Here is a 22,132-nt window from a genome sequence, read left to right as displayed (position 1 = left end):
CTCCCCCTCCTGCATGCGGGAGGGGAACTAGGCCGCGCCTTTTTCCAGGAGCCCGTGCTTCCTGAGGCAGTGGCGTAGCTGGTCGTAGCTGAGTCCCAGCGCCTTCGCGGTCTGGCGCTGGTTGTAGCGGTTGCGGCCCAGCGCATGTTCGAGGATCGCCCGCTCGTGCGCATCGACCGCGCCGCGCAGGTCGGAAATGTCGTCGAACAGTGGCGAGGGCGGCGCTGGGCGGGGTGCTTCCCCGGCCGGGGACGGCGCACAGGGCAGCGCAGCCGGCTTCCAAGGGCTTTCGAACGGATCGAACTGGATATGGCCGACCGGCTGGTCCCAATTGTCCCAGCGATAGACCGCGCGTTCGACCGCGTTGCGCAGCTCGCGGACGTTGCCGGGCCAGGCGTAGTCCTCCATCGCCTGCATCACGTGCGGCGCGAAGCCGGGCCAGCGGTCCCAGTGCAGTTCCGCCGCCATCCGCCGCCCGAAGTAGTCGGAGAGCACGGCGATATCGCCCTCGCGCACCCGCAGCGGGGGGAGGGTGATGACCTCGAAGCTCAGCCGGTCGAGCAGGTCGGGACGGAACCGGCCCTCGCCGGCGAGGCGGGGGAGGTCCTCGTTGGTCGCGGCGACGATGCGGACGTCGACGCGGATCGGCTTCGACGAGCCGATGCGGGCGACCTCGCCGTATTCGACGGCGCGCAGCAGGCGCTCCTGCGCGCCCATCGACAGCGTGGCGAGCTCGTCGAGGAACAGCGTGCCCTTGTCCGCCTCCTCGAACCGCCCGGCGCGGGCGCGGGTGGCTCCGGTGAAGGCGCCCGCCTCGTGCCCGAACAGCTCGGCCTCGATCAGCGTTTCGGGGAGCGCCGCGCAGTTAAGCGTGACAAGCGGCTCGCCCCAGCGCGCAGACAGGCGGTGGAGGCGCTCGGCGATCAGCTCCTTGCCGGTGCCGCGCTCGCCGATCACGAGCACCGGGCGGCGCATCGGCGCGGCGCGGCTGGCGCGTTCGACCGCATCGAGGAAGGCGCTCGACTGGCCGATGAACTGCGTTTCCCGATCCATGCCCAACTTGTGGCACATTTTCCCAACCTTGGGCAATAGTCACCACTGAAACGATCTGGGAAATGGCGGATTTCCGGGCTTTTCGCGTTTGGCACGCGCCTTGCTGAAGGGTGAACAAGTCTTGCTGACCAGGACCAACGGAGACCTCACGATGTACACCGCCGCTTTCTTCTCGACCAAGCTGGGCCGCGTCGCGCTGGCCAGCATCGGTGCGATGCTGGCGCTCAACTGCATCGCGCTGACCCAGCAGCTTCACGCCGCCCCGGCGCCTTACGCCTCGGCCGCCGCGATCACCGGTGAGCTGGCGTGAACGAACCGCTTCACCCCCTTGGGCCGGAGCGCCTCGCTCCCCCCGCTGACGGCGACAGTCCCCGCCGTGGCGCTTCGGCCCGTCCCACCCGTTTCGACGCGGTCCTTGAAGGACTGCGGGCGAACCCCGATCCTGCCGGCGACGATCGCCGCCCGGCTTTCAACGGAGCGCACCTGATGGGAATCTTCTCCCGCACCCTTGATATCATCTCGGCCAATTTCAACGACATGCTGGACAAGGCCGACGATCCGGCGAAGATGATCCGGCTGATCATCCTCGAGATGGAGGAGACGCTGGTGGAAGTGCGCGCCAGCGCCGCCCGCACCATCGCCGACCAGAAGGAGATGCACCGCCACGTCGTCCGGCTCGACAAGCTCCAGGCCGACTGGGCGGAAAAGGCGCAGCTCGCGCTGTCGAAGGACCGCGAGGACCTCGCCCGCGCCGCGCTGGTGGAGAAGAAGAAGGCCAGCGACATGGCGAACCAGCTGAGCGAGGAGATCAAGGTCCTCGACGATGCGCTGCGCGCCTACGAACTCGACATCGAGAAGCTGCAGAACCGCCTGCGCGAGGCCCGCAGCCGCCAGACCGCGATCGCCGCGCGCCTCGAAAGCGCCGAAAACCGCGTCAAGCTGCGCACCTTGCTGGCGAGCGAGCGGGTCGACGAGGCGATGGCCCGCTTCGACCAGCTCGAACGCCGGGTCGACTACGCCGAGGGACGCGCCGACGCGCTGAGCCTTGCCGACGGCTCGAACGCGCCGGCGAGCCTTGCCGACCAGATCTCCGCCCTCGCCGGGCAGGACAAGATCGACGAGGAACTCGAAGCCATGAAGCGCGAACTCAACGCGCAGAAGGAGGGTTGAGGAAATGGACTCCGATACGCTGATCGTGATGGGCACGTTGTTCATCGGCCTGCCCTGGATCGTGCTTCACTACATCACCAGGTGGAAGACCGCCGCGACCCTCACCACCGGTGACGAGGCCCTGCTCGACGAGCTTTACCAGCTCGCCCGCCGCCTCGACGAACGGATGGACACGGTCGAACGCCTGGTCGCTTCCGACAACCCCGACTTCAAGTCGGCGCGCCTGCGCCACGAAGAAGAAACCGACGACCGCCAGCTTCGCGAACTCGACAAGTTGTTCGCCCAACAGGGAAGGAAAGCCAAGTGAACAGCCCGCGCACCCGCTTCTATCGCGACAAGGTCGATGGCAAGATCCTCGGCGTCTGCGCCGGGATCGGCGACTACACCGGCGTCGATCCGATCTGGGTCCGGCTGGCTGCGATCTTCGCGCTGTTCATGACCGGCGGGATGATCATCCCGTTCTACATCCTGGTCGGCCTGCTTGCCTCAAAGAAGCCCGCCCACCTTTATGTCGACAGGCAAGAGCAGAAGTTCTGGCAGCGTGTCCGCCAGTCGCCGGCGCGCACGGCCCGCGAGGTCCGCGCCCAGTTCCGCGACATCGACCGCCGCCTGGCCGACGTCGAAAGCTACTACGTCAACAGCAATCCGCGGCTTTCGGCCGAGATCGAACGCCTGCGCTGAGCAGGGCCGCGAAGGGGGAAATTCACATGATTACCGGAGACCTGGGCGCGCTGATCCCGATCGTTGCGCTGTCGATCCCGATCATCGCGATCTGGACCAAGCACCGCACCAAGATCGCCCAGATGCAGATCGAGGCTGCGACCAGCCAGACCGCCGAGAAGGCCGCGCAGTACGCCAGCCACACCCGCGAACTGGAGGAGCGTGTCCGAGTGCTCGAACGCATCGTCACCGACAAGGGCTATGACGTCGCCGCCCAGATCGAGGCACTGCGCGACACCCGGGCGATCGAGGACAGCAGCCACAGCCGGAGAGGCCGGGCATGAACTGGGCAGGTCCTGAATTCGTCATCGCGATCGTCTCGATCTCGACCGTCGGGTGGGTCGTCAACAACTGGATCCGCGCTCGCCACGGGTACGCGCTCGAGGACGAGTGGGGCGGCAAGACTGCCCGCGCCGAGGAGGACCAGGTGACCCGTCTGCGCGCCGAGAACGAAGCGCTGCGTGAGCAGCTCGGCCAGACGCTGTCGCGGCTCGAGAACGTCGAACGGATCGTCACCGATCGCAGCGTCGGCGTCGCCGCGCAGATCGAGGCGCTGCGCGAGCCGCCGGCCGCAGAGGGGAGGACCGTCTGATGGAATTCGGTGAATTCATGGGCCTTGCGACGGTCGTGATCGGCTTGATCGTGGCGCTCGGCATGGCCACCGAAGCGTACAAGCGGCGGCTGGCCTTCAAGGAGCGAGAGCTGGAGATCCTCTCGCGGCAGACCGCCGAGAAGGCCGCGCAGTATGCCGCCCAGTCCGAGCGGCTCGAAGCCCGGGTGCGGGTGCTCGAACGCATCGCCACCGACAAGACCAGCGAGCTCGCGCTGCAGATCGACGGTCTGCGCGACGCCAAGGTGAATTGAGGAGTACGCCCACGTGAGCTTCGGATCGACCCTTGTTGCCATCGTCGCGATCATGGCCGTTGTCTGGCTGCGCAACCAGAAGCTGCGCCGCGAAGGGCACTTCGGCCCGCAGCCGCCGCAGTCAAACGAGCGCGAGGTCTATACCCGCGAGCTCGAGCGCGAGGTCGTCGAACTGCGCAAGCGGGTGGAAGTGCTCGAACGCATCGCCACCGACGACACCCGCCGCCTCAGCCACGAGATCGAGAAGCTGCGCGACCAGTAGGGTCCGCGCCGATTGACAGGAGGACGCAAGATGCCCTTCGACCAGATCGTCATTGCCGCCGCTGCCCTTACCGGACTGCTGGTCATCGCCGCCACGTCGCTCAAGGCGTGGAACGGCTGGCTGGACCTCAAGCGCGAAGAACTGGCCGTCGCCCGCGACGGTGAGCTCGCGCCGATGGGGGTGACGCGGATCGAGATGGCCGACCTCAAGGAACGCCTGCGCAAGCTCGAGGCGATCGCCAGCGGCGTGGATCTCTAGCATCGTGGTCCCGGACCTGATCCGGGACCTTTCGCCGCTTCGGCTTAGCCGCTAGAGCCGCGATCCATGCGCAGCCTCGACGATATCCGCGAAGAGTACGAATTCCTCGACGGCGACGAGCGCTATCGCCTGCTGATCGAACTGGGCCGCGAGCTCGAGCCGATGCCTGATGCGCTCAAGACCGAGGCGACGCTGGTGCGCGGCTGTTCGGCCAGCGTGTGGGTCTATCCGGTGTCGCAGGCCGACGGGAAGCTGCACTTCCTGGCTGACAGCAATGCGGCGATCACCAAGGGGATCGTCGCGCTGGTGCTTGCCGCGGTGCAGGACAAGCCCGCGGGCGAAGTCGCCGCGCTCGATATTGCCTCCGAACTCGCGCCATTCGATCTCAAGAACCAGTTGTCCTCCAACCGCACGCAGGGCGTCCCCAACATGATCGCGCTGGTCCGCGAACACGCCGCGCGTCTGGCGGAGGGGTGAGCATCGGCCGCTGGCTCTGGCGCGTCGCCGGGCTGCTCTTCGTCGGGCTTGGCGCGGTCGGGGCGTTCCTGCCGGTCCTACCGACGGTGCCGTTCCTGCTGCTCGCCGCATTCTGCTTCGCCCGTTCGAACCCGGCGTGGGAGCAACGACTGCTCGACCATCCGACCTATGGCGCATCGCTGCGCGCCTGGCGCGATCGGCGGGCCATCTCGCGCAAGGCCAAGATCGCGGCGCTGGCGGCGATGGCGGTGTCGGTCGCGGTCACCGGGCTGACCGCGGGCTGGCCGTGGGTCCTGATCCCGCTCGGCGTCATGGCGACGAGCGGCCTGTGGATCTGGACCCGGAACGAATAACCGGTTGCATCGGTTTCCGAAGAAAGGGCGCTTGCAAATCGATCGATAGGCGCGTCCACTAACGTGGATTAACTGGGCGGGGGCGCAGGTGTTCGAACGCCTGAAATGCATGGCTGGGGGACATCAGCCAAACAAGCGGAAGGTCGTCGTGATCGACGATCACTTCCATGGTCGCTGCCGCCGATGCGGGGCGCGGCTCAAACGGCTGAAGCGGGACCAATGGGTCGCCCTGTGGCCGTGGCAGCGGGGAATTCGCTAGTCTGCGAGGCACCACGGACCGCGAACGGGCACCTCAGATGACGATCTCGTTGCTTTCGTAGGCGGCTTCCGGCTCGCACCGGTTGCGATAATCCGCCGACATCCCGGCCAGCGCCGCGTTCAGCGCCGGGAGGTTGGCCAGCACGCGGTTGAACTGGCCGGGCGCTATCATCCCATAGCCGGCGCGTTTACTGAGCGCGATGTGGCTGCCCTCGAACGGCCATTTCGCCGCAACCCACGAATACCCGGCAAAGTCGGCGAGGGTCGCAAAGTCGATCGAGAAGTTGCCAGTGCCCTTCAACCGGTATCCGCCGATCACCAGCGCCTGGTCCGAGCGGGACGCCGCGGAAGGCCGTTTGAGCGACAGAACGAGCTGTTCGGGCAACCGTCCTTCGGGGGTCAGCTCGAAGAACACGTCGGCCTGCCTGGCATCGAAGGTAGGCACGCCCGCAGGCTGGTCGCGGCCGAACGTCCACCAGTACAGCCTCCAGCGCAAGGTGCTCGCGAACACCCACGGTTCACGCGACTTTTCGCCGGGAGCGAGCACCTGCGCCGGATTGGCGGCGACCAGTGCGCTCTGGGCGCTGGCTGAAAACATGTTGCCGTCGGCATCGATCAGCAGCGTGGCGGTGAGGGCGAAGTCGCCCTCGCCGGCGCTCGCCTTGCAGGTCCAGGTGTAGCCGACGAACGGCATGCCGTTCTGGTCGAACGGGGGCGCTTCGGGGAGCGGGCGTGCGGCCGGGGCGGGGGCTTCCTGCGCCTGCGCGACCGGCGCGAGCGTCAGCGCCAATGCGATGAGCCAGCCTTTCGTCATCCGCTCCCCCTGCTGCGCGTGCCTTAGTCCAGCGCCTCGCGCAGCACGGCAATTCCCTGTTCGCGCTGCACCTTCAGCTCCTGCTTGAGCACGGCCGGGTCGCGCGCGAACACGAAGCCGAAGCTGACCCCTCCTTCCTTGCCCTGCGTCGCATGGTGCAGCTTGTGGGCCTGGACCAGCCGCTTCGCATAGCCGCGCTTGGGCACCCAGCGGAACCACCGCTGGTGGACCAGCCCGTCGTGGACCAGCGTGTAGATCACGCCGTAGAACAGCACGCCCAGCCCGATCCAGGTACCCGGTTCCCAGGCGGCGGCCCCGCGCACCAGCGGGCTGCCGATCGCGAAGAAGCTGATCGAGATGGCCGCGCCGACCAGCGCGTAGAGGTCGTTCTTCTCGAAAAAGCCGTCGTGGCGCTCGTGATGGTCACGGTGCCAGCCCCAGCCGAAGCCGTGCATCACGTACTTGTGGCTGCTCCACGCGACGAACTCCATGGCGAGCACGGTGGCGAGGACGATGGCGGCGACGGCAAGTGGCGACATGGGGGCGATATAGCGCATCGCGCGGATAATCCCCACCCCGAAGCATGACCGGCTCTGCGACACTTTGATGCAAACCCGCGATGAGTTGAATGCCGCCGTTTTTCCACCGTTCAGATTCGAAGGCATATTTATGAACACATCGGACGACACCGATCCCGGAAGGAAACTCCGGGACTGAAGAAAGGAAAGACCCATGCGCAAGCTCGCGAAGATCGCTGCTCCCGCCCTGGCCGCCATCGCGGCGCTCGGCGCGGTGGCGCCCGCCTCCGCCCAGGACTGGGGCCGTGGCGGCTATCATGAAGATTACCGCGGCGACTACCGCGGCGGCTGGCGCGGTGATCGCGGAATGGCCCGTTCGCTCTACAACCAGATCGCGGAACTCCAGCGCGTTGCCGATAGCCGCGGCGGTCGCGACTCCCGCTTCGCGCGCAGCGAACTGTGGAAGGTCCGGTCGGCGCTCGACAACTATACCCGTGACGGCCTGAACCGGACCGAGGTGCGCGCCGTCCAGTACCAGCTTGACCGCATCCGCAACCTTCTTTCGGGTTACCGCGACGACTACCGCGGCGGATATGGCCGCGGCGATTACGGCCGCGACGGCTATCGCGGCTGGTAAAGCCGACCATCAGGACAAACGAAGGGCCGGGCGAGCGATTGTCCGGCCCTTTGCCGTGCGGCCGCGGTGTCTGTCTGCAACGCGAATGACACCATCCGCAGACACATTCTTACAATTCGCGGCAGGACCCGCGGCATGGGTCGGGGCATTGTTGGCAGGTCACTCCAACGACAGGAGAAAATCGATGCGTAACAGGATCATCCTAGCTCTCGCCCCCGCGCTGCTGGTCGGCGTTGCGGCGGTCCCCGCGGCAGCCCGCCCGGCGCCCCATGCCGCCGCCTGGCAGATCTCCCCGGGCCGCAACGCCGAGATTCGCCAGGACATCGCTTCGCTCCGCCAGGCGATCGATCGGGCGGCTTATCGGCACACGATCTCCGGCCGCGAGGCGACGCGTCTGCGTGACGATGCCCGCCAGATCCAGCGGCTCTATGCCAGCTATGCCCGCAACGGCCTGACCCGCGGCGAAGTCGCCACGCTCGAGCAGCGCGTCAATGCGGTGCGTGGCCAGCTGCGGCTTGAACGCCGCGACTGGGATGGCCGCCGCGGCTGAGCCCTGACTGTTTTCCCCCACGCGGGGACCCGGGTTCGGGACGGAGCAGCCGCCACTTCACCGCTCCGTCCCGATACGCCCGGAAATTGCTTCGCATCCCAACCCGAACCTTGAATTGCCGGCAGCGCGGGCCTAACCGCGCAATCATCATGGCCAGCAAACCACGCACGCTTTACGAAAAGATCTGGGACGCCCACGTCGTTGAACGGCGCGACGACGGGACCTGCATCGTCTACATCGACCGCCACCTCGTCCACGAGGTCACGAGTCCCCAGGCGTTCGAGGCGCTGCGGCTTGCGGGACGAACCGTGCGCCGGCCCGACCTGACCCTCGCGGTCCCCGATCACAACCTGCCGACCACCGCGCGGCGCGACGCGGCGGGCAACCGCCTGCCGATCGCCGATCCGGAAAGTGCGAGCCAGCTCGCCGCGCTGGAGCAGAACGCGCCCGCATTCGGCATCCGCTACATCGGCGCCACCGATGCCGAGCAGGGCATCGTCCACGTCGTCGGGCCGGAGCAGGGCTTCTCGCTCCCCGGCGCGACGATCGTCTGCGGCGACAGCCACACCGCCTGCCACGGCGGGCTCGGCGCGCTCGCGTTCGGCATCGGCACCAGCGAGGTCGAGCACGTGCTCGCCACGCAGACGCTGCTGCTCAAGCAGTCGAAAACCATGGAGGTGCGCGTCGACGGGCCGCTGGCGCCGGGCGTCTCCGCCAAGGACGTGGTCCTCCACATCACCGGCGTGGTCGGCGCTTCCGGCGGGACCGGCTATGTCATCGAATACACCGGCAGCACGATCCGCGACCTCAGCATCGAGGGGCGCCTGACCGTGTCGAACATGGCGATCGAGCACGGCGCCCGCGCCGGCCTGATCGCGCCGGACGAAAAGACCTTCGCCTATGTAAAGGGCCGGCCCTATGCGCCCAAGGGTGCGGACTGGGACGCGGCGGTCGAATGGTGGAAGAGCCTCGCCACCGATCCCGGCGCTACCTATGACAAGGTCGTGGTGATCGACGCCGCCGACATCGCGCCCAGCGTCACCTGGGGCACCAGCCCCGAAGACGTCCTGCCGATCACCGGCGTCGTCCCCGATCCGTTGAGCTTTGCCGATCCGTCCAAGCAGGATGCGGCGCGCAAGAGCCTCGAATACATGGGGCTTGAACCGGGCCAGCGGCTCGACGGGGTCGAGGTCCAGAACGTGTTCATCGGCAGCTGCACCAACAGCCGGATCGAGGACCTGCGGGCCGCCGCGGCGGTGCTCAAGGGCAAGCGCAAGGCCGACAGCGTCAAGTGGGCGATCGTCGTCCCCGGCTCGGGCCTGGTCAAGCAGCAGGCCGAGGCGGAGGGGCTCGACAAGGTGTTCACCGACGCCGGGCTGGAATGGCGCGAGCCGGGTTGTTCGGCCTGCCTCGGCATGAACCCCGACAAGGTGCCCGCGGGCGAGCGCTGCGCCTCGACCTCCAACCGCAACTTCGTCGGCCGGCAGGGGCCCGGTGCGCGCACCCACCTCGTCAGCCCGGCGATGGCCGCCGCCGCCGCGCTCACCGGGCGGCTGACGGACGTGCGGTCGCTGTGATCCCGCTGTCCGCCGGCGCCCTGCAGCTGGCCGGGTTCCTGCTGGCGCACGGGTTCTGGACGATCTCCGCGGAGCCCGCGGGGGAGCATTACGTCCCGCAGGCGCTGTGCGAGACCGCGCAGGGCGACCGCCGCCTGATCACCTTCGACGCACCGAGCGAGGACGAATCGCTCGCGCAGGCAAAGACCTTCATGGGCTCCACCGCCGGCCAGTTCGCCGAATGCGCGTTCTCGCAGGAAACCGAAGTCGAGACCAATCAGGGCAACAAGGCGCGCGCTCTGATGATCGACCTCGTCAGCGAGGGACGGACCCTGACCATCGTCCAGGCCTATCGCCCGGCAGCGGAGGGCGCCGTGTTCCAGCTCCTCGGCGACGAGCTGATGCTGGACGACGGCGGCGTGGTCCTGCCGCGCAGCATGTCGAACCCGGCGATCGTCGCGCTGCGCGAAGGCGCAGCCGATCATCCGGGGCTGGGCGATCAGTGGGTCCAGTGGAACACCGGGCGCGACCCGGTCAATCCGCTGGTAAAGTGACCCGCAAATCCGCTTTCGCTCCCGTTACCGATTGCCGCACCCGGGTCCTCATCCTCGGCAGTCTTCCCGGGGAGGCGAGCCTGGCGGCGCAGCGGTACTACGCTCATCCGCAGAACCAGTTCTGGCGGCTGGTCGGCGGGGTAATCGGACAGGATCTCGCGGCGCTGGACTACGACGAACGACTGGCAGCGCTGCAGGACCACGGCATCGGCCTGTGGGACACCATCGCCACCGCCCGGCGCGATGGCAGCCTCGACGCTGCGATCCGCGAGGCCGAGGCGGCTCCCCTGGCGGAGCTGGCCGAAGCATTGCCGGCCTTGCAGGCCGTCGCCTTCAACGGCGCGACTTCGGCGCGGATAGGCCGGCGGCAGCTTGCAGGGCGGACCGGATGCGAGCTCCTCGACCTGCCCTCCAGCAGCCCCGCACATGCTGCGATGCGCCTCGCGGAAAAGCAGCAGCGGTGGAATTTGCTGCGGAAATTCCTCGCCTGATCCTTGCAATATCCCTGTCACACGCCAATTCTGGCGCTCAGGCAACGGAGTAACGCGCGTGACCAAGAAGAGCGAAAACTGGACCGGCAAGGCTGCCCTCGCGGGCGCGGCGATCGGTTCGGCCGCGCTGGCTGCGGCCGTGCTTTATTCCTCGCGCCGCAAGGACAAGGCCAAGAAGGACGCCGCGCCCAAGGAGCCACCGGTCGAACCGATCGAGACCGATTGAGGTCGGTGACCGGCGAACTTGCACCGCCGCCCCCGCCCGCTATAGGCTGACCGCCATGGAACCCGTCAGCCAGATCGAAGGCCGCGCCATCCCGTTAGGCCAGAAGAACGTCGACACCGACATCATCATTCCCGCGCATTGGCTGAAGACGATCAGCCGCGAAGGGCTGGGCAAGGGCGCGTTCGAGGCGCTGCGCAAGGATCCCGGCAACCTGTTCGACAGCGCCGAGTTCAAGGGCTCGCCGATCCTCGTCGCGGGCGACAATTTCGGCTGCGGATCGAGCCGCGAACATGCCGCCTGGGCCCTGCTCGACTTGGGCATCAAGGCGGTGATCGCGCCGTCGTTTTCCGACATCTTTTCGGGCAACGCCTTCAAGAACGGCATCCTGACCGTGGTCCTGCCCCAGGAAGCGGTCGACCGGCTGGTCGAGGTGGCGAAGACAGATCCTATCCATATCGATCTGGAACACCAGACCGTTACCACCCCGTTCCAGGATCGCTTCACGTTCGAGATCGACCCGTTCCGCAAGCACTGCCTGCTGGGCGGCCTCGACGAGGTGGGCCTGACCCTGGCCAAGGGCGACGCGATCTCGGCTTACGAGGGCGAGGCGAGGGCGCACCGGCCCTTCCTGGCGAGCCCGACGCTCGCGGCCTGACTTAACCGCCCGCTTAAAACCACTTCCCAATCCCCGCAAAACTTGCTTCCATGCGCGGCAACGGGTGAAGACGGCCCGTGCCAGCCCTTGGGAGAATTTGCACCATGAAAGCCCTTCGCACGCACGCCGTCGGCGGTCCGGAAACGCTCGTCCTCGACGAGGTCGAGACGCCGACCCCCGGACCGGGCCAGGTGCTGGTCGCGGTCAAGGCCTGCGCCATCAACTTTCCCGACACGCTGATGATCCGCGACCTCTACCAATTCAAGCCGCAGCGCCCGTATTCGCCCGGCGGTGAACTGGCCGGGGTCATCGAAGCGGTGGGCGAGGGCGTTACCGGCTGGAAAGCCGGCGACCGGGTGATCGCCTCGACCGGTAACGGCGGCCTCGCCGAAAAGGTCGTGGCCGATGCCGGCAAGCTTTACCCGCTGCCCGAGGGTGTCGATTTCGAGACCGGCGGCTCGCTGCTGATGACCTATGGCACGACGATCTACGGCCTCAAGGAACGCGGGGATCTCAAGGCCGGGGAAACCCTGCTGGTGCTCGGCGCGGCTGGCGGTGTCGGGATTTCGGCGATCGAGCTGGGCAAGGCGATGGGCGCGAAGGTGGTGGCCGGCGTCTCGACCGAGGAAAAGGCCGCGGTCGCGCGCGAGGCGGGGGCGGACGAGGTCGTGATCTATGGCCGGGGGCCGTTCGACAAGGCCCAGTCGAAGGAACTTGCCGACAAGTTCAAGGCCGCCTGCGGGCCGAACGGGGCGGACGTCGTCTATGACATCATCGGCGGCGAATATGCCGAGCCCGCGCTGCGCGCGATCGCGTGGGAGGGGCGCTACCTGGTGATCGGCTTCACCGCCGGCATCCCGAAGATCCCGCTCAACCTCACCCTGCTCAAGTCGTGCGACATCCGCGGTGTGTTCTGGGGCGCGTTCGTCGCCCGCGAGCCGAAGCGCAATGCCGAATACATCGCCGAGCTGTTCGAGCTGATGAAGGCGGGCCGGATCAAGCCCCGCGTGTCGGCCCGCTTCCCGCTGGAAAAGGGCGGCGACGCGATCGCCATGCTCGAAAACCGCCAGGCCGTGGGCAAGGTCGTGGTGACGATGGGGTGAGGTTGTTCCCCTCCCGCGAGCGGGAGGGGCTAGGGGTGGGCTTGTATCGGGTGCCGCTCCTGTAGACAGGCCCACCCCCGACCCCTCCCGCATGCAGGAGGGGGTTACTGGCGCTCCGCCGAATAGGCCGGCAAGGCCAGCTTCCAGTGGATCGCCGCGCCGCGCAGGGCAAACCCGGCGAGCGCGGCGACGGGCCACACCAGCTCGTTCGGCAGCTCCAGAACCTTGCCCCCCGCGCACAGCCCGGCCGAGAGCGCGGCGGCGGTCACGTAGAGTTCCGGCCGCATGAGGATCGACGGACGGCCGGCCAGCACGTCTCGAATGATCCCGCCGACGCAGCCGGTGATGATCCCCATCAGCACCGCCGGTATGGGGCCGACGCCATAGCCCAGCGCCTTGGCCGTCCCCAGAACGGCATAGGCACCAAGCCCGGCCGCGTCCGCCCAGTCGAGCGCCTCGCCCTCCCACCAGCGGCGCGGGGTGAACCACGCGACCATTGCCACCGCGAGGCACACCGGGGCCACCGCGGGATCACGCACCCAGAACACCGGCGCGCCGATCAGCAGGTCGCGCACCGATCCGCCGCCGACACCGGTGATCAGCGCGAAGAATGCCATCGTCACGAATGTCTGGCGAAGCTTTGCGGCGAGCAGCGCACCCGACAGCGCGAAGACCGCAATGCCGACGAGGTCGAGAAAGCCGAGGATCGCAGGCAGGTTGGGGGTCGGTAGGGGTGCCATCGGCCCCGCTCTTAGCCCGCTCTGCCGCGGGAAGCGAATGAGGATTAGGGAAATGGTCGGGCGCGTGGTAGAAGGCCGCTGCTGACGTCGAACATTTGCGACGGACTTCGCTGCTTCGAGTTTCGCCCGGCCTTTATCCGCCAGGCCCTGCCCTTACGACGACTTCCTTTCAGACTACGACCCGACGCACGGCCCGTTCGCACTCTCGCGGTCGGGCAACCCACGTTTCCTGAAAGGAACGCATCATGCCGATCGGCACCGTAAAATTCTTCAATATCGACAAGGGCTATGGCTTCATTCAGCCCGAGGACGGCGGCAACGACAGCTTCGTCCACATCTCGGCCGTTCAGGCCTCGGGCTTCCAGAGCCTCGATAAGGACCAGCGCCTGTCGTACGAGGTCGAAACCGGCCGGAACGGCAAGGCTTCGGCGGTCAATCTGGCCTCTGCCTGATCCTGACTTCCAGCTCCCGGGCGAAACCTTCGCCCGGGAGATACCCAAGGAAGGAGACCGGTCATGAGCCAGACCTATGAATTCTATGCCGAACAGGCACGCAAGTCGGCCGACGATGCCGCCTCTGCGGTTCTCGACAACGTGCGCGACAAGGCGCTTCGCTCGGAAAGTGCGTGGCGCGACCTCGCCGACCGGGCCCGCAAGGTCGAGCGCGACCGGGCCAGGCGGGATGCCGCGGCGCAGGCCGCACGCAATCTCGCAAGTGCGAGCCAGGAGCCCGCGACCTGACCCGGCAGGAGCAGCTCCACGCCCTTCGCGAGATCGCCCTGATCAACCGCTCGCATGCCACCTGCGCGATCGAGCAGGGGCTACACGACGGCCACGCGGTGCACCTGGCCGGACGGCGGATCGCACGGCGCCCACGCTGGCGCTGGCTGCGCGCCTGATTCTCAGACGCCCAGCAGCTTTTCCAGCTTGTCCTTGAGCGCGCCGATGCGCTCGGCAGCCTCCGTATAGGTCGCCATTTCCTCGCGCCGGGTGTTGCCGCGCGCTTCCTTGGCGGCTTCGAGGTAGCCTTCCTGGTCCGCTTCGAGGGCATCGACGAGGATTTCGATCTCGTCTTCGGTGAGGGTCAGCTTGATCGCCACGGCAGTGATTCCTTGAATGTGAAGGCGCGGCCCTAGATGCCTCACGCCGAAAATCCAAATCCCGTTCGTCATTGCAAGGCGCAAAGCGGCGAAGCAATCCGCCCGGACGCCGGATTGCCGCGGCCGGCGGCCTTGCGATGACGCCGGACCGATGGCGGTCCTAGCCGAGCAATGCGCCGATCAGCGTCGCCACCGCGATGCAGTCGCGGTCCGCATGGCGCGGGCCGATGACCTGCATGCCCGTCGGCAGGTGACCGGCGGAACCCACCGGCAGCACGGTCGAAGGCAGTTCGGGGAAGGTGGCGAGCCCGGCGTAGCCGAGCACGGCCTCCGCTCCGGCCGCGCCGCCGTTCACCGGCACCCGGCGCTGGTTCATCGGCAGGTCGTCGTGCGGGAACGCCGCCGTCGCGGCGGGCGGGGCGAGCACGAAGTCGATGCACTCGAACACCTTGCCCCACTGCCGCTTCAATCGCGCCTGCGCGTCGAGCAGGGCGAACCAGTCCGCCGCGCTCGCGACCTGCCCGTTCGGCCCCGGCGCGCCGCCCGACATCGCGATCTGCAGCATCTTCACATAGTGCCGGTGCGCCGCGCCGAGATCGGGCAGGCCCTCCACGCTCTCCACCACGTGCGCCCCGGCCTTGCGCAGCGCGTCCGCAGCCGCGGCGATGGGGGCGGCGACGCTCGCGTCGGCATCGACCATCGGCAGGCGGGACAGGTGGAGGAAGCGGCACTGGTCGAGCGGCCGGGCGCGGCGCGGCAGCGGGATGTCGAGCGTGAGGTCAAGCAGCAGGGCGAGGTCCTCGCCCGAACGTGCCAGCGGCCCGACCACCGACAGCGCGCGCGGGTGTCCGTCGGTGCCCGGCAAGTGGTGCCCGTCGGCAGAGACTACGCCCCACGTCGTCTTGTGCCCCCACACGCCGGAAAAGTGCGCGGGCACGCGGATCGAGCCGCCGATGTCGCTGCCGTATTCCGCTGGGACCATTCCCGCCGCCAGCGCCGCCGCACCCCCGCCCGAAGTCCCGCCGGGCGAGCGCGCCGGGTCGTGCGGGTTGACCGTGCGGCCATAGACCGGGTTGGTCGCCTGCCAGTCCGCGAGCAGCGGCGGCACGTTGGTCTTGCCCAGGATCACCGCGCCGGCGCGCTTGAGGCGCTGGACGACCACGGCGTCGGCGGTGGCGGTGTAACCCTTGTAGTCTTCGACCCCCCAGGTGGTCGGCAGGCCGGCGATGTCGAAGCTTTCCTTGACCGTCATCGGCACCCCGAACAGCGGCCGCGCCGGGTCGGGGTGGCCGAGCGCCTTCACCGCCTCGCGGGCACGGTCGAAGTCGCGGACGACCACGGCGTTGATCGGACCGTCCAGCGACTCTATGCGGGCGATTGCGGCGTCGACCGCCTCGAGCGGTGACAACTCGCCGCGGGCGATCTGCTCGGCAAGCGCGATCGCGCCCGGTTCCTGCGTGAGCGTGGGGATCATCGGCGCCTCTCCTGCCAACCTCTTTGCCGCGAGGATGGCGGGATCGCGCGCCGATGGGAAGGTCGGATGTGGCGTGACTAGATGTGGATCGGCTTGCCGGTCACCGCCATCGCCGCTTCCTTGATCGCCTCGGAGTGCGTCGGGTGGGCGTGGCAGGTATAGGCGATGTCTTCGCTCGTCGCGCTGAATTCCATCGCCAGTGCCGCTTCCGCGATCATCGTGCCGGCGACCGAGGCGATGCACCACACGCCGAGCACGCGGTCGGTCTTGGCGTCGGCAATGACCTTCACGAACCCTTCGGGCTCGTGGTTGGTCTTGGCCCGGCTGTTGGCGAGCATCGGGAACTTGCCGACCTTGATCTCCCGCCCGCCTTCCTTGGCGGCTTCCTCGGTCAGGCCGACGCCGGCAAACTCGGGCATGGTGTAGACCACGCCGGGGATCACGTCGTGGTTCACGATGCCGGTGAGGCCGGCGATGTTCTCGGCCACGGCGATGCCTTCATCCTCGGCCTTGTGCGCGAGCATCGGGCCCGGGATCACGTCACCCACGGCCCACACCCCGTCGACCTTGGTGCGGAAGTCGTGGTCGGTCTCGATCTGGCCGCGCTGGTTGAGCTCCAGTCCGATCTTGTCCAGTCCAAGGCCGTCGACGTTGGGACGGCGGCCGATGGAGACGAGCACGCAGTCCGCCTCCAGCGTTTCGCTCGCGCCGCCGGCGGCGGGCTCGAGGGTGAGCGTCGCCTTGCCGCCCTTGACGGTCACGCCGGTGACCTTGGTGGAAAGCTTCAGCGCAATGCCCTGCTTCTTGAAGATCTTCGCCGCTTCCTTGCGGACGTCGCCGTCCATGCCGGGGAGCAGCTGGTCGAGGAATTCGACCACCGTCACCTCGGCTCCCAGACGCCGCCAGACCGAGCCCAGCTCCAGCCCGATCACGCCGCCGCCGATCACCACCATCTTCTTCGGCACCGCCGGCAATTCCAGCGCGCCGGTGCTGTCGACCACGACCTTCTGGTCGATCTCGACCCCGGGCAGCGGGGTGACCGAGGAGCCGGTGGCGATGACGATGTTCTTCGCGGTGACCTTCTCGCCCGCGACGGTCACGGTGTGCGCATCCTCGAACGCGGCGCGGCCCTTGAGCCAGGTGACCTTGTTCTTCTTGAACAGGAACTCGATCCCGCCGGTCAGCTGCTTGACCGCGTCGCGGCGCTGGCCGTGCATGACCTCGAGGTTCAGCCTGGGCGCGACCTCGATGCCCATCTTGGCCATCGTACCGTTCGCGGCGGCGTCGAAGAACTCCGAGGCGTGCAGCATCGCCTTCGACGGAATGCACCCGACGTTGAGGCACGTCCCGCCGAGCGTCTCGCGGCTTTCCGCGCAGGCGGTCTTCAGCCCGAGCTGCGCCGCGCGGATCGCGGCGACATAGCCGCCCGGACCGGCACCGATGACGAGGACGTCGTAGTCGTATTCAGCCATTTTCCAACTCCTGCGTCCCCGCGAAGGCGGGGACCTCGTGCCGACAGGCGGACCGTGTCCGGCCTGAGGCTCCCGCCTTCGCGGGAGCGCGCGGCAGTTTAGAGATCAATGAGAAGCCGCGTCGGGTCCTCGATCGCTTCCTTGATGGTCTTCAATGCGGTCACCGCTTCGCGCCCGTCGATCAGGCGGTGATCGTAGCTGAGCGCGAGGTACATCATCGGGCGGATCACGATCTGCCCGTCGCGGACCACCGGGCGGTCCTCGATGCGGTGAAGGCCGAGCACCGCCGACTGCGGCGGGTTGATGATCGGGGTGGACATCAGCCCGCCGAAGATCCCGCCGTTGGAGATGGTGAAGGTGCCGCCCTGCATGTCGGCCATCGTCAGCGCACCCTCCTTGGCCCGCTTGCCGAGGTCGCCGATCGCCTTTTCGATGTCGGCGAAGCCGAGCTTGTCGACGTTGCGGACCACCGGCACGACCAGCCCGTTGGGGGCCGAGACCGCGACCGAGAGATCGACGTAGTCGAAGTACACGATCTCCTCCCCGTCGATCTGGGCGTTGACCGAGGGGATGTCTTTCAGCGCGAGGCACGCGGCCTTGGCGAAGAAGCTCATGAAGCCGAGCTTCACGCCGTGCTTCTTCTCGAACACGTCCTTGTACCTGTTGCGGGCGTCGATCACCGCGCTCATGTCCACGTCGTTGAACGTGGTGAGCATCGCCGCTGTTTCCTGCGCCGACTTCAGCCGCTTGGCGATGGTCTGGCGCAAGCGGGTCATCTTCACGCGCTCTTCGCGGCGTTCCCCGGTGGCGGCGGGCGCCGGGGCTGCTGCCGGGGCGGGGGCAGGCGAGGGAGCGGGGGCCGGCGCGGCCTGCTTGGCCTGGGCGGCGGCGACCACGTCTTCCTTGGTGATCCGGCCATCCTTGCCAGAGCCGCGGATCGTCGCCGGGTCGATCCCGTGTTCGAGCACCGCGCGGCGCACCGCGGGCGAAAGCGCGGCGGCGTCTTCCTTGGCGATGCTTTCCGAGGCCGGCGCGGTCGGTGCTTCGGTCCGCTCGGCCACCGGCTGCGCACCGGCGGCGGCGACGCCGTCCTCGATCAGCGCGATGACCGCGCCGACGGTGACGTTGTCGCCTTCCTGGAACAGGTGCGCGCCCATCACGCCGGACACCGGCGAGGGCACGTCGATCGCGACCTTGTCGGTCTCGAGGCTGGCGATCGGCTCGTCGAGCTTGACCGCCTCGCCAGGCTGCTTGAGCCACTGGCCGATGGTGGCTTCGCTGACGCTTTCGCCGAGGGTGGGGACCTTCACTTCACTGGACATTGAATTTTCCCGTTTTCTCCAACCCGTCCGTGCTGAGCCTGTCGAAGCACTGCTCTTCACTTCGGGGGTGTCAAAAGAAAGTACGGCCCTTCGACAAGCTCAGGGCGGACGGTTCCATATTCCTTACTTCTTCGGGCCCTTCGCCGCCGCGGCGCGGCGGATTTCGCCGCGGACCGAGGTGCCGAGCGCGTGGCTGATCAGCGCGGCCTGCTCGGACGTATGGCGGCTGGCGAGGCCGGTCGCCGGCGAGGCCGCCGGGTTGCGTCCGGCATAGCGCGGGCGGGTGACCTTGCAGCCGGCCGACTTCAGCGATTCCTCGATGAACGGCTCGACGAAGAACCACGAGCCGTTGTTGCGCGGCTCTTCCTGGCACCACACCACGTCTTCCAGCAGCGGCATCCGCGCAAGACGGATGGCCAGCGGCTCGCCCGGGAACGGGTAGAGCTGCTCGAGCCGGATGATCTGGGTGTCCTCGATCCCCGCCGCGTCGCGCGCTTCCATCAGGTCGAGCGCGACCTTGCCCGAACACAGCACGACCTTGCGGGTCTTCTCGTCAGGCGCGCCGTTCTTGTCGGAGAGGATGCGCTTGAAGTGCGCCTCGCCGATAAACTCGCTCGCCTCGCTGCGGGCCAGCGGGTGGCGCAGCAGCGACTTGGGGCTCATGATGATGAGCGGCTTGCGGAACGGGCGGTGCATCTGCCGGCGAAGGACGTGGAAGTAGTTGGCCGGGCTGGTGATGTTGCAGACCTGGATGTTGTCCTCGGCGCAGAGCTGGAGGTAGCGCTCCAGCCGGGCCGACGAGTGTTCCGGTCCCTGCCCTTCGTACCCGTGCGGCAGCAGCAGGACGAGCCCGTTGGCGCGCAGCCACTTCGATTCCGAGGCGGCGATGTACTGGTCGATCACGATCTGCGCGCCGTTGGCGAAGTCGCCGAACTGGGCCTCCCACAGCACCAGCGTCTTGGGATCGGCGCTGGCGTAGCCGTATTCGAAGCCCAGCACGCCGTATTCGGAGAGCGGGCTGTCATGGACCTCGAAGCGGCCGTGGGGCAGCGTGGTCAGCGGGACGTACTTGTGCTCGTCGGTCTGGTCGACCCACACCGCGTGACGCTGGCTGAAGGTGCCGCGTCCCGAGTCCTGGCCGGAGAGGCGCACGTTGAAGCCCTCGGTCACGAGGCTGCCAAAGGCGAGCGCCTCGCCCGTCGCCCAGTCGAAGCCCGCGCCGCTCGAGAACATCTCGCGCTTGGCATCGAGCACGCGGCCGAGCGTCTTGTGGATTTCGAGCCCTTCCGGAACCGTCGTCAGCGTGCGGCCGAGGCTGTCGAACAGCTTCTGGTCGATGCCGGTGGCGACGTTGCGCCGCGCGGTGACCGGATCGGCCGGGCGGTTGAGGCCCGACCAGCGCCCGCCGAACCAGTCGGCCTCGTTGGCCTTGTAGCTCTTGGCCGCGGTGAACTCGTTCTCGAGCGTGGCGACGAAGCGGTCTTCGTTCTCGCCCTTCCAGTTCCTGTCGATCACGCCCTGCGCGGTCAGGCGCTCGGCATAGAGCGTCGAGACCGCGGGATGCTGGCGGATGCGGCGGTACATCAGCGGCTGGGTGAAGCCCGGCTCGTCGCCCTCGTTGTGGCCGAAGCGGCGATAGCACCACATGTCGACCACGATGTCGCGGCCGAAGGTCTGGCGATAGTCGATCGCCATCTTGCAGGCGAAGGTCACCGCTTCCGGATCGTCGCCGTTGACGTGGAGGATCGGTGCCTGGACGCCCTTGGCGACGTCGGACGGGTACGGCGAGCCGCGCGAGAACTGCGGGCTGGTGGTGAAGCCGATCTGGTTGTTGATGACGAAGTGGATGCACCCGCCGGTGTTGTAGCCCCTGACGCCCGAAAAACCGAAGCACTCCCAGACGATGCCCTGGCCCGCAAATGCGGCGTCGCCGTGGATCAGCACGGGCAGCACGGTCTTATGCTTGCCGGGACCGATGTCCTCGCGGAACACCTGCTGGGCGCGGACCTTGCCGAGCACGATCGGATCGACGGTTTCGAGGTGCGAGGGGTTGGGCACGAGGCTCATGTGCACCTTGGTCCCGTCGAACTCGCGGTCGGTCGAGGTGCCGAGGTGGTACTTGACGTCGCCCGACCCGCCGACGTCCTCGGGGTTGGCGGTGCCGCCCGAGAATTCGTGGAAGATCACGCGGTAGGGCTTGGCCATCACGTTGGCGAGCACGTTGAGGCGGCCGCGGTGGGCCATGCCATAGACGATCTCGCGCACGCCCTTCTGGCCGCCGTACTTGATCACGGCTTCGAGCGCGGGGATCATCGATTCGCCGCCGTCGAGGCCGAAGCGCTTGGTCCCGACGTACTTCTTGCCGAGGAACTTCTCGTACTGCTCGCCGCGGATCACGGCGGCGAGGATCGCCTTCTTGCCTTCGGGGGTGAAGTCGATCGACTTGTCACCGCCCTCGATCCGCTCCTGGATGAAGCGGCGTTCCTCGACGTCGGCGATGTGCATGTATTCGAAGCCGACCTTGCCGCAGTAGTTGCGGCGCAGGATCTCGACCAGTTCGCGCACCGTGGTCCAGTCGAGGCCGAGCGCGCCGCCGACGAAGACCTTGCGGTCCAGCGCCGCGCCGGTGAAGCCGTGGTACTCGGGCGTCATGTCGGCCGGCAGGTCGCGCTTGGCGAGGCCCAGCGGGTCGAGGTCGGCGGCAAGGTGGCCGCGCACGCGATAGGTGCGCACCAGCATCATCGCCCGGATCGAATCCTGTGCGGCCTGCTCGACCGCTTCCTCGGACAGCGCCGCGCCCTGCTTTTTCGCCGCAGCCTTGATCGCGACCTGCATCGCCATCGGATCGAGCGCGGCGGTGAGCTCGCCCTCGGCGCCGGGATCGGTCACCGGCCAGCGCTTGCTCGCCCACGACGGACCCGCCTGCGGCTCGTCCTGAGCGGCGTCGGGAAGGAAATCGTGCAGTTCTTGACCCATGTCGTTTCGTCCTTGGGCCGTCCCGGGGAGGAGATGGCCGATCCTTGCTATACCAACTGCGTCCCCGCGAAGGCGGGGATCTCGTGCCGCCAAGCGGATCCTCACGTGGTGCCTGTTCTTTTTTGTCAGCGGCCACTGATGGTGCGGCGAGGCTGAGAAAACCTACTTCGATCTCAATCGTTCAGCGTGCCGGTCAGGTCCCGCCATTCGGGATTGCGCTCGACGATCCGCGCCACTTTCCAATCACGGTTCCATTTCTTCATCCGGAACTCGAAGAGTCTGGCGTCTTGCAGATCGTCAAATCGCTCGAACCACACGAGGGTCTGACAGTTGTACTTCTTGGTGAAACCCGCGACCTCGCCGCTGCGATGCTGGAGCAACCGTTGCGGCAGGTGGCTGGTAACGCCGATGTATAAAACTCCGTCGGGGCGGTTGGTCAGGATATAGACGTAACCCGCCTTCATCCGTTCCGCCCGTCCCGAAAACCATCTGCTCCCCCGCGAAGGCGGCGGCCTCTCTCAATCAAGCGG

31 protein-coding genes are annotated in these 22,132 nt (G+C 67.5%); 21 read left to right on the top strand and 10 right to left on the bottom strand.

Annotated features, from left to right (window positions below; all coding sequences use genetic code 11):
* Positions 1-27 precede the first annotated feature (27 nt).
* Entirely contained in the window at positions 28-1,053 is a 1,026-nt protein-coding gene (gene pspF / locus AC3WLD_RS14095) for a phage shock protein operon transcriptional activator (protein WP_492557603.1), read from the bottom strand.
* 151 nt (positions 1,054-1,204) lie between these two features.
* On the opposite strand from pspF, the gene AC3WLD_RS14090 reads away from it, so the two are divergent.
* The 11 genes from AC3WLD_RS14090 (at position 1,205) to AC3WLD_RS14040 (ending at position 5,157) form a co-directional block, all read left to right on the top strand.
* A complete protein-coding gene (locus AC3WLD_RS14090) occupies positions 1,205-1,363 on the top strand; it encodes a hypothetical protein (RefSeq protein WP_492557602.1) in 159 nt (52 codons plus the stop codon).
* Positions 1,364-1,476: 113 nt separating this feature from the next.
* Positions 1,477-2,223: a phage shock protein PspA gene (gene pspA, locus AC3WLD_RS14085; RefSeq protein WP_492557675.1), complete on the top strand. Its 747-nt coding sequence runs from the start codon at positions 1,477-1,479 to the stop codon at positions 2,221-2,223.
* A gap of 4 nt (positions 2,224-2,227) precedes the next feature.
* Positions 2,228-2,530 carry an envelope stress response membrane protein PspB gene (pspB, locus tag AC3WLD_RS14080; RefSeq protein WP_492557601.1) on the top strand — a complete coding sequence of 101 codons (303 nt, stop codon included), beginning with the start codon at positions 2,228-2,230 and terminating at the stop codon, positions 2,528-2,530.
* On the top strand, positions 2,527-2,904 hold the full coding sequence (gene pspC / locus AC3WLD_RS14075; RefSeq protein WP_492557600.1) for an envelope stress response membrane protein PspC: 378 nt from the start codon (positions 2,527-2,529) through the stop codon (positions 2,902-2,904). Before pspB ends, pspC begins: the two co-directional genes overlap by 4 nt.
* Before the next feature lie 26 nt (positions 2,905-2,930).
* Positions 2,931-3,227 (top strand): hypothetical protein, encoded by a 297-nt coding sequence (locus AC3WLD_RS14070; protein ID WP_492557599.1) that lies wholly within the window; start codon positions 2,931-2,933, stop codon positions 3,225-3,227.
* Positions 3,224-3,535, top strand: coding sequence for a hypothetical protein (locus AC3WLD_RS14065; RefSeq protein WP_492557598.1), 312 nt, complete (start codon positions 3,224-3,226; stop codon positions 3,533-3,535). The genes AC3WLD_RS14070 and AC3WLD_RS14065 overlap by 4 nt, the downstream gene beginning before the upstream one ends.
* A complete protein-coding gene (locus AC3WLD_RS14060; protein ID WP_492557597.1) occupies positions 3,535-3,807 on the top strand; it encodes a hypothetical protein in 273 nt (90 codons plus the stop codon). The genes AC3WLD_RS14065 and AC3WLD_RS14060 overlap by 1 nt, the downstream gene beginning before the upstream one ends.
* Before the next feature lie 13 nt (positions 3,808-3,820).
* Positions 3,821-4,069, top strand: a complete 249-nt coding sequence (locus AC3WLD_RS14055) for a hypothetical protein (protein WP_492557596.1) — start codon at positions 3,821-3,823, stop codon at positions 4,067-4,069.
* 30 nt (positions 4,070-4,099) lie between these two features.
* Complete coding sequence (locus tag AC3WLD_RS14050; protein WP_492557595.1) at positions 4,100-4,327, top strand: hypothetical protein; 228 nt, start codon at positions 4,100-4,102, stop codon at positions 4,325-4,327.
* A gap of 66 nt (positions 4,328-4,393) precedes the next feature.
* Positions 4,394-4,804: a SufE family protein gene (locus AC3WLD_RS14045; protein WP_492557594.1), complete on the top strand. Its 411-nt coding sequence runs from the start codon at positions 4,394-4,396 to the stop codon at positions 4,802-4,804.
* Between the two features lie 2 nt (positions 4,805-4,806).
* Entirely contained in the window at positions 4,807-5,157 is a 351-nt protein-coding gene (locus AC3WLD_RS14040) for a YbaN family protein (RefSeq protein WP_492557674.1), read from the top strand.
* A gap of 292 nt (positions 5,158-5,449) precedes the next feature.
* Here AC3WLD_RS14040 and AC3WLD_RS14035 read toward each other — a convergent pair whose 3' ends face one another.
* Together AC3WLD_RS14035 and AC3WLD_RS14030 are read right to left on the bottom strand one after the other, a co-directional pair.
* Positions 5,450-6,229, bottom strand: a complete 780-nt coding sequence (locus AC3WLD_RS14035; RefSeq protein ID WP_492557593.1) for a hypothetical protein — start codon at positions 6,227-6,229, stop codon at positions 5,450-5,452.
* Between the two features lie 23 nt (positions 6,230-6,252).
* Positions 6,253-6,768: a sterol desaturase family protein gene (locus AC3WLD_RS14030; protein WP_492557673.1), complete on the bottom strand. Its 516-nt coding sequence runs from the start codon at positions 6,766-6,768 to the stop codon at positions 6,253-6,255.
* 193 nt (positions 6,769-6,961) lie between these two features.
* Here AC3WLD_RS14030 and AC3WLD_RS14025 point away from each other — a divergent pair, with 193 nt between their 5' ends.
* From AC3WLD_RS14025 to AC3WLD_RS13990, 8 genes are all read left to right on the top strand, one after another.
* Positions 6,962-7,384 (top strand): hypothetical protein, encoded by a 423-nt coding sequence (locus AC3WLD_RS14025; protein WP_492557592.1) that lies wholly within the window; start codon positions 6,962-6,964, stop codon positions 7,382-7,384.
* 184 nt (positions 7,385-7,568) lie between these two features.
* Positions 7,569-7,934 (top strand): hypothetical protein, encoded by a 366-nt coding sequence (locus AC3WLD_RS14020; RefSeq protein ID WP_492557591.1) that lies wholly within the window; start codon positions 7,569-7,571, stop codon positions 7,932-7,934.
* A gap of 149 nt (positions 7,935-8,083) precedes the next feature.
* Positions 8,084-9,511, top strand: coding sequence for a 3-isopropylmalate dehydratase large subunit (gene leuC / locus AC3WLD_RS14015; protein WP_492557590.1), 1,428 nt, complete (start codon positions 8,084-8,086; stop codon positions 9,509-9,511).
* On the top strand, positions 9,508-10,044 hold the full coding sequence (locus AC3WLD_RS14010; protein WP_492557589.1) for a hypothetical protein: 537 nt from the start codon (positions 9,508-9,510) through the stop codon (positions 10,042-10,044). The genes leuC and AC3WLD_RS14010 overlap by 4 nt, the downstream gene beginning before the upstream one ends.
* Entirely contained in the window at positions 10,041-10,535 is a 495-nt protein-coding gene (locus AC3WLD_RS14005; protein WP_492557588.1) for a DNA-deoxyinosine glycosylase, read from the top strand. The genes AC3WLD_RS14010 and AC3WLD_RS14005 overlap by 4 nt, the downstream gene beginning before the upstream one ends.
* Before the next feature lie 58 nt (positions 10,536-10,593).
* Positions 10,594-10,761 carry a hypothetical protein gene (locus AC3WLD_RS14000; RefSeq protein ID WP_492557587.1) on the top strand — a complete coding sequence of 56 codons (168 nt, stop codon included), beginning with the start codon at positions 10,594-10,596 and terminating at the stop codon, positions 10,759-10,761.
* A gap of 55 nt (positions 10,762-10,816) precedes the next feature.
* Positions 10,817-11,416, top strand: a complete 600-nt coding sequence (leuD, locus tag AC3WLD_RS13995; RefSeq protein WP_492557586.1) for a 3-isopropylmalate dehydratase small subunit — start codon at positions 10,817-10,819, stop codon at positions 11,414-11,416.
* 104 nt (positions 11,417-11,520) lie between these two features.
* On the top strand, positions 11,521-12,519 hold the full coding sequence (locus tag AC3WLD_RS13990) for an NADPH:quinone oxidoreductase family protein (protein ID WP_492557585.1): 999 nt from the start codon (positions 11,521-11,523) through the stop codon (positions 12,517-12,519).
* Between the two features lie 104 nt (positions 12,520-12,623).
* Here AC3WLD_RS13990 and AC3WLD_RS13985 read toward each other — a convergent pair whose 3' ends face one another.
* Positions 12,624-13,259 carry a trimeric intracellular cation channel family protein gene (locus tag AC3WLD_RS13985; RefSeq protein WP_492557584.1) on the bottom strand — a complete coding sequence of 212 codons (636 nt, stop codon included), beginning with the start codon at positions 13,257-13,259 and terminating at the stop codon, positions 12,624-12,626.
* Positions 13,260-13,504: 245 nt separating this feature from the next.
* Between AC3WLD_RS13985 and AC3WLD_RS13980 the strand changes: the two genes are divergently transcribed.
* Complete coding sequence (locus AC3WLD_RS13980) at positions 13,505-13,711, top strand: cold-shock protein (RefSeq protein WP_492557583.1); 207 nt, start codon at positions 13,505-13,507, stop codon at positions 13,709-13,711.
* A gap of 63 nt (positions 13,712-13,774) precedes the next feature.
* Complete coding sequence (locus AC3WLD_RS13975) at positions 13,775-13,999, top strand: hypothetical protein (protein ID WP_492557582.1); 225 nt, start codon at positions 13,775-13,777, stop codon at positions 13,997-13,999.
* Between the two features lie 161 nt (positions 14,000-14,160).
* Here AC3WLD_RS13975 and AC3WLD_RS13970 read toward each other — a convergent pair whose 3' ends face one another.
* The 6 genes from AC3WLD_RS13970 to AC3WLD_RS13945 form a co-directional block, all read right to left on the bottom strand.
* On the bottom strand, positions 14,161-14,358 hold the full coding sequence (locus AC3WLD_RS13970; protein WP_492557581.1) for a hypothetical protein: 198 nt from the start codon (positions 14,356-14,358) through the stop codon (positions 14,161-14,163).
* 160 nt (positions 14,359-14,518) lie between these two features.
* On the bottom strand, positions 14,519-15,832 hold the full coding sequence (locus tag AC3WLD_RS13965; protein ID WP_492557580.1) for an amidase family protein: 1,314 nt from the start codon (positions 15,830-15,832) through the stop codon (positions 14,519-14,521).
* A 77-nt stretch (positions 15,833-15,909) separates the two neighbouring features.
* On the bottom strand, positions 15,910-17,304 hold the full coding sequence (gene lpdA, locus AC3WLD_RS13960; protein WP_492557579.1) for a dihydrolipoyl dehydrogenase: 1,395 nt from the start codon (positions 17,302-17,304) through the stop codon (positions 15,910-15,912).
* Positions 17,305-17,402: 98 nt separating this feature from the next.
* A complete protein-coding gene (gene odhB / locus AC3WLD_RS13955) occupies positions 17,403-18,626 on the bottom strand; it encodes a 2-oxoglutarate dehydrogenase complex dihydrolipoyllysine-residue succinyltransferase (RefSeq protein WP_492557578.1) in 1,224 nt (407 codons plus the stop codon).
* 123 nt (positions 18,627-18,749) lie between these two features.
* A complete protein-coding gene (locus AC3WLD_RS13950) occupies positions 18,750-21,602 on the bottom strand; it encodes a 2-oxoglutarate dehydrogenase E1 component (RefSeq protein WP_492557577.1) in 2,853 nt (950 codons plus the stop codon).
* A 173-nt stretch (positions 21,603-21,775) separates the two neighbouring features.
* A complete protein-coding gene (locus tag AC3WLD_RS13945) occupies positions 21,776-22,066 on the bottom strand; it encodes a GIY-YIG nuclease family protein (RefSeq protein ID WP_492557576.1) in 291 nt (96 codons plus the stop codon).
* Positions 22,067-22,132 lie beyond the last annotated feature (66 nt).

The organism is Novosphingobium sp. FW305-C-111 (assembly GCF_058783565.1).
This window is presented reverse-complemented; position numbering and strand designations above follow the sequence as displayed.